The sequence below is a fragment of the Rhodanobacter sp. A1T4 genome (assembly GCF_014207185.1).
Taxonomy (GTDB): domain Bacteria; phylum Pseudomonadota; class Gammaproteobacteria; order Xanthomonadales; family Rhodanobacteraceae; genus Rhodanobacter.
Map to the genome: position 1 here is coordinate 157,524 of NZ_JACHCP010000011.1, position 6,786 is coordinate 164,309.

At 58.0% G+C, this 6,786-nt stretch carries 5 protein-coding genes; 3 read left to right on the plus strand and 2 right to left on the minus strand.

What is annotated here, in order from left to right:
- Window positions 1-143: 143 nt before the first annotated feature.
- Complete coding sequence (locus tag HDE80_RS20065) at window positions 144-938, minus strand: hypothetical protein (RefSeq protein ID WP_221437738.1); 795 nt, start codon at window positions 936-938, stop codon at window positions 144-146.
- An 80-nt stretch (window positions 939-1,018) separates the two neighbouring features.
- On the opposite strand from HDE80_RS20065, the gene HDE80_RS20070 reads away from it, so the two are divergent.
- Window positions 1,019-2,983 (plus strand): UDP-N-acetylglucosamine-peptide N-acetylglucosaminyltransferase, encoded by a 1,965-nt coding sequence (locus HDE80_RS20070; RefSeq protein ID WP_184673806.1) that lies wholly within the window; start codon window positions 1,019-1,021, stop codon window positions 2,981-2,983.
- Here the strand turns inward: HDE80_RS20070 and HDE80_RS20075 are convergent.
- Window positions 2,980-3,840, minus strand: coding sequence for a hypothetical protein (locus tag HDE80_RS20075; RefSeq protein WP_184673808.1), 861 nt, complete (start codon window positions 3,838-3,840; stop codon window positions 2,980-2,982). The two genes, HDE80_RS20070 and HDE80_RS20075, sit on opposite strands and share 4 nt — an antisense overlap.
- Before the next feature lie 348 nt (window positions 3,841-4,188).
- Here HDE80_RS20075 and HDE80_RS20080 point away from each other — a divergent pair, with 348 nt between their 5' ends.
- Both HDE80_RS20080 and HDE80_RS20085 read left to right on the plus strand, forming a co-directional pair.
- Window positions 4,189-5,949 carry a tetratricopeptide repeat protein gene (locus HDE80_RS20080; protein WP_184673810.1) on the plus strand — a complete coding sequence of 587 codons (1,761 nt, stop codon included), beginning with the start codon at window positions 4,189-4,191 and terminating at the stop codon, window positions 5,947-5,949.
- A gap of 117 nt (window positions 5,950-6,066) precedes the next feature.
- On the plus strand, window positions 6,067-6,786 hold a 720-nt coding region (locus HDE80_RS20085), incomplete at its 3' end, for a DUF6531 domain-containing protein (protein WP_221437739.1).

Consider the following 6,786-nt stretch of genomic DNA (forward strand, 5'->3'; position numbering starts at 1 on the left):
TAAATCACGGCTAAAGGGGACGGAGTGGACTACCACAGATTGCTACATCGAGACCCGACACACGTACATGTAGCCAATGCCCTTTTAATCATTGTTTCAAAGAGAACGGGGAGTTTAGGGTCATCGGATATAGTAGATGTCGATCACGCATCACGGGAGAGCAGTTGTCGCCCGCGCGTATGCATCAGAGTTTCAACCATCGTCGTTAGCTGAGCGTCGCTGAACTTCTCGCGATGGGGCGCAATCTCTTCCCCTTCGCTCAGCATCGAGTGGCAGAGGTTCGCGGCGTAGAACGGTTGCCCAAATTGGGTCGCGTGTTCGGTCAACCACTCAGTGTTAGTGCCATGAACCAGTGCCGAAACGAGCATGGGGCTAAGGCACGCGACATTCGGCATAAGCCGGATTGGCAATAGCGTGCCGAGCTTTGTTAGAAAGGTTGTGCCGATCGCCGTCGGAGGCATGGTTGCCGAATCATAGTGACCGTACAATTGGACGGCTGAGTAGTGCAAGAACGCGAGTAATGGGTGGCCGCGCCTGAACATCATGAAAGCATTATTGATGCCTTTACGATGAACTAGTCGCTGCTGTGCGTCTTGTGAAGACCAGATCTGATGGCACAGCATTGCACCGCCATCGTCGGCAACGAGCAACTGCTCGGGCCGGAAGATCACGACGTCCGCGTCTATCCATAGGGCACGTTCGTAATCGGACGCGAGGCGCGCACGAAGTAACCCGAGTCGCGCGACATCTGTAAGCGGTAATATGGAATTGCGAGGTAGTGCGCGCAGCTGGGGCGACGCATAGTCGAACAGCGCATCGTCAACGAATTCGTAAGTGAAGCCACGAAGCGCAGCCCATTCCCGGACGGTTTGCATACAGCACGTCATCCAGGGTGCAACGTTGGTAGTGCGATAGGACTGTAGTACGACCGTGCTCATGGCATGCCATCTGGGATAGATTATTTGGGTAGGCCTATCGAGGTATCGGGCTACCTACCTGATGACTCCAAGGATACGTGGTGCTGCGCTTCCGTGTACCGAAGGGGCAGTTGGGTGTGGCTGTTCGTTCGGGGACAATTTTGCTGAGCGATATTGAAATTTGCTACGGACAGATCGCGGGTATAAGTCCTGTGTCGCCGACTGGCATGTCTGCGGAAGTCTTTGCGCGGAGCTTGCAGACATCATTGTCAGGCGAGGCTATCGACGTTTTCGCGTTGAACGAATTGGGGCGGAAGCTATTCCTGATGGGAGCTACTGAGCATGCTCGCGCGTGTTATGCACTTGCGTCGGAGGATTCGCGCGCGCTTGGGGCGAAGGTGAACCTTGGTCGATGTGAGTTGCGTCTGGGGCGGCCAGATATTGCGGAGGGGCTTGCTCGAGATGTGCTTCTCGGACGTGCGGACTTTGGTCCCGCACTACTGTTGCTCAGCGATGTGCTTGCTGCTCAGACTCGACTCGACGAAGCGATTGACGCGATGCGCAGAGCGATCCTGCACAGTCCGTCGCAATTTTCCCTGCATCTTCAGTTGGGTGAGATGTATGAGAGGAGTAAGGACATTGAATTGGCGGCCATTGAGTATGCGCAAGCGCATCTGCTGAATCCGAATGATATGCGCAGTCTGTATTTGCTGATTTTTTCGAAGCGCAGTGTTTGCGATTGGCAAGAGCTTGATGCGCTTTCCCGCGAAATGGCCGACAGTGTCACAAGCGGTTCTACGGATATCTCGCCATTCGAGTTTCTTGCCGAAGATGCCTCGGCTGAACAGCAGTTGCTGGTAGCGCGTTCGCGCGCGCGCGCTATCTCTGCCGCGACGCCGTCTGCTGTGGTGAGTGCCAATCCCCGGACGGTAGTCGACAGCGGCCGCCTGAGGGTCGGTTTCGTGTCATACGGTTTTGGCGCACATCCCACCACATTGCTGACGACATCCTTGTTTGAACAATTGAGGTCGTCTGCGCTGGAGATACACCTATTTTCTACCCGGTCGCCGGCTGATAGCCCGCAACGTCGCCGCATCGCTGCCGCCGCTCATATATTTCACGATGTTTCGACGATGTCCACGCAAGCCATCGCTACCCAAGTGCGTGAGATGGGTATCGACATTCTGGTGGATTTGGACGGCTATTCACGTTCGCGTTCGCCAGGTGTCTTTGCCCATCGATCCGCGCCTATTCAAGTCAGTTGGCTGGCTTATCCGGGGACTACGGGTGCTGACTATATGGATTATGTCATTGCGGATCGGTTCGTATTACCGGAGTCGCTACAGCCGTTTTTCAGCGAAAAGGCTGCTTATTTGCCGCGTTGCTATCAATGCAGCGATACATCGCGGGTTCTGCCGGAGCCGCCGTCGCGAGAGGCGTGTGGGCTGCCGCCAGAGGGCATCGTTTACGTTTGCTTCAACGCGAGCTTCAAGATCAACCATCGCAGTTTCGACCGCATGATGCGTGTACTTGCCCAGGTGCCAGGTGGCGTGTTGTGGTTGTTGAAAGGGCCAGGGCATGCGGATGAACGACTGATACAAGCAGCGGCAAGCAGGGATATCGATCGATCGCGTCTGGTATTCATGGACAGGCTCTCGCATCTCGCCTATCTGTCGCGCTATCGGCATGCCGATCTCTTCCTGGATACCGAGTATTACAACGCGCACACCGTGGCGAGCGATGCGTTATGGGCAGGCTGCCCGCTATTGACGCGGCCGGGGGAGACGTTTGCGTCGCGGGTGGCGGGCAGCCTTAATCACCACTCGGGGATGGATGAGTTGAATGTCGATAACGACGAGGCCTTCGTTGCGCTGGGAGTTCGTTACGGACTCGACACGTCTTATCGCGCAAACATGCGCCAACGGCTCGCGCGACAGATCAAGGAGTCCGGTCATTTCGACACGGCAGCTTATGCACGGGACTTTGCCTCCTTGCTTACACGCATGGCTGCGCATCGACGCAACGGTGGAACGCCGGGGACATTCCCGAACGACGCGGTTGGTTAGACAGTAGGTTTTCCGCCGGGAAAGCGAAGACTCATCTTCCTGCTGCCTCCCTCTGTGCCGACCTCGATCGTAACGTCTTTGGTATCTGCCGAGAGATGCACGATACCGATCGGTTGGCCTGGTATAGCCGGCTCGCACAAGCGCTGCGTGCTTGCGTCGAAGCGAGGCAAGGCCAGATGACAGAGCCAGTTGCACAGTGCAGTCAATGGCTGGAAGGGCAGCTGATGTGTCCACATTGCGTAGTTGAGCGCAGTCTGATCACAGCACAGCATGCCGTTGCTTGCCTTCAGTCCCGCGTTGAAGTGCTTGGCCCATATCGTCCAATGCGGAGCTCCGGCGGGCAGCGCGAAGACGCCGGCGTTGACATAGGTCTCCCACATCAATCGCTGCGCCGCTTCCTTGCCGAAATAGGTGTGCATGCGCTGCATCCGCCAGTTAAGGCCTGTTACCGTCTGGCGATAGGCGTGGTGCACTTGTGGTGTCGCTGCCAACGCACCCCGCGAGGCGCCTTCGATGTACCACTCCAGTGCAAAGCGCTCCTGTACCCAGGTGTCGGTATCGATCCACAGGTACACGTCGTAGCCGGGGAAATACCGGGGAAGAAAGGGGCGTACGGTCAGCGCTCGCAGCTCGGGCTGTTTTTCTCGAAGTTGTGCGGCAACCGGCAGATCCCAGTCGGGAGTCACAACGTGTGCCGCGTAGTGTTCAATCCATGCACGACTGCTTGCGCTGAGTCCGAGGTCAAAGCAGGCCAGTGCGGTGTATGGGAGCGGGTTCAACTGCTGCAATGACCCGACAAGCCCCCTCAGCAAAGGGACATATGCCTCGTTGGCCGTGGTGACTAAAAGCGTGCGCATGAGTGATCGTGCATATTCAAACGGTTTCCTTGAGCGACGTCGCTGACCATCGTTCGCATCGATTGCAACAAGGATCGATTACAGCAAAGGTGTAGCAACGATTCACTTTACCGCACACTATAACGACGTTTGGCGAGCTGCCGATGGTCGCGCGCAAGCGATCTTGGACGAACAGGGATCACGGGGACTATGACGGCTGAAGGCTTTCGTGCGCTACGCGACGCCGTCGTGGGTCAGGCCGGTATCTCGGTCGAGCAGATGCTTCCGGCGTTGTTTGACGAGCGCCTCGGCGTTGCCATGTCCTCTGTATCTGCCGATACGGATGCGCTATTCGATCTCGGTCGTCACTTGTTTCTGGCGGCGCGTTATGAACAGGCCTTTCGCTGCTTCCAGCTGGCAGCCAGAAATCCCCTGGCAATCGGTGCTGATGCCGAAGCGGGGCGTTGTGAAGTTCGGCTCGGTCGCTTTGAGGAAGCCGAACGGCGAGCCAGATCGCTCATTGTTACTGCGCCCCAGACCCTGCCAGGTTGGCGATTGCTGGGCGAGGCGCTGCGACATCAGGGAAAACATGGCGAGGCGATCGACGCATTTGTACAAGCGTCCCGCATAGCGCCAAGAGATGGCTCATTGCAGCTACAACTTGCACATTTGTATGAAAGCACGAATGCGTATGAAGCGGCGCGTGATGCCTGCGAGCGCGCATTTCAGAGCATGCCAAGTGATATGAGCTTGCTCGTGGCACTGGTGTCGTTGAAGCGACGGCTATGTGACTGGGATGGCCTGGGTGTACTAAGCGAGCAATTGAAGGCGCAGGTCGCGGCCTCACGTGTAAGCATGTCTCCCATCGACTTTCTATCCGAGGGCGCTACCGCGGCTCTGGAGCTTGCCTGTGCGAAGACCAGGGTATCAAAGCTTGCAGCCGTCGGAGCGCGGCGCTTCGATTTGTCGCCGGGTCCTGTTCGCACGGAGCGATTGCGCGTCGGCTTTGTATCGCACGGTTTCGGTCCGCATCCCACGGCGGTACTTACCTCCGCGTTATTTGAGCGTTTGCGTTCGTCCGCTGTCGAGGCACATCTGTTCTCCACCAGCAATGAGCCGGTCAGCGTGGAAAAGCGACGATTCGCCGCCGCGGCACATCAATTCCACGATATTTCAGGCGTTTCAGCGGCAGATGCCGCGAGCCTGATACATGCCGAAGGCATCGAGATTCTCATCGACTTGGATGGCTACAGTCGTGCGCGCCAACCAGAAATCCTTGCACATCGACCCGCGCCGATTCAGGTGAACTGGTTGGGATACCCGGGCACGACGGGCGCTTCTTTCTTCGACTACATCATCGCTGACCGCTTCGTGTTGCCCGAGAGTTTGCAGCCGTATTTCTCGGAGACCGTGGCTTATCTGCCGCGGTGCTATCAGTGCAGCGATAGCACGCGGGCCGTCGTCGAGCCGCCTTCACGCGAAGCATGTGGTCTACCACCCGAAGGGGATGCGGTGTACGTATGCTTCAACGCGAGTTACAAAATCAATCCGCGCAGCTTCTTGAGGATGATGTGCGTGTTGCGCGAGGTACCGCGTAGTGTGCTTTGGCTTTTGAAGGGACCGGGGCAGGCGGATGAACGCTTGCGAATCGCAGCGAGGAGGATGGGGGTTGATCCATCCCGATTGATCTTTATGGCAAAACTGCCGCACGCGAGTTATTTGTCGCGCTACCGTCATGCCGATCTGTTCCTTGATACCGAGCACTACAACGCACACACCACGGCCTCGGATGCGTTGTGGGCTGACTGCCCCGTGCTTACGCGACCCGGCGAAACATTTGCGACGCGTGTGGCTGGCAGCCTGAACCATCATTTGGGCATGGACGAAATGAACGTGCGTACAGATGACGATTTCGTGGTTCAAGCGATCAGGCATGGGCGTGATGCAGCGTATCGGACGGCTGTGCGCGAAAAGTTGATTCGCCAGAAGCAACGGTCGGGGCTTTTCGACGTCGCAGGCTATGCAAGAGACTTTGTTGCGTTGTTGATGCGGGTGTCCGTCCACCATCGGGCGGGGGGCGTGCCAGCTGACTTTCCAAGTGAAGGTGAGGGTTCCCCCTCAGGTCCCTAAAATCTTCACTCTGCCCTGTGTGGTGGATGGCGTGGCATTGTAAAACCAGTCTCTCCAGTTCGCCCCCCCCCTAAACTTTTCCGCGCCAGACCAGATAAGACTTAGATGAGGCCTGTCATGACGACCGGCCACCGCCAATGTGCAAGCAAGGGTAAGTCGATGGTCGCTGTCGTATCGGGTAATGGTCTGGGTCTGGACAACAGTTCACTGCGTCAGTTGGGCCAGGGGTTGGGAGGGCAGGCAGCGATCGGCCAGGGCAATGTGGCCCCGGTCGTCAATACCGCCACCGGCAACCTGGTGCTGGAGAGCCAGGACGAAGGTCTGATCTTCGACGGCCTGTCACTGGATGTCCTGCGCACCTATAACAGCCAGGGCCAGTTGAGCGGGAGTGCGGGCTGGCAGTTCGGCTTCAGCCGATCGATCGGTGGCCTGACCGGAACACTGGACACCGCCGGCAGCACGGTCACGCGCACCGACGATGACGGCTCGGCGGTTACCTACAGCTATAACGCGACCTCGGGTCAGTACGTCAGCACCGGCCAGAGCGGTGCCCAGGACACCCTGAGCTGGAGTACGGCGGCTTCCACCTGGACCTGGACCGACAGTGCCAACCGCCAGCAGGAGACGTATAACGCCAGCGGCCAGTTGACCGTACTGAGCGATGCGCAGACGGGGGCCAGCTACCGCTTCAGCTACAACGGTAGCCAGCTCAGCCAGATCACGGCCGGCGATGGCGATGCGCTGACCTTCACCTATAACACCAGCGGCCAGCTGACCGGCCTGTCGATCCAGGCCATCCCGCCGGGCCAGAGCACCGCGGTGACCCGTCAGCAGGTG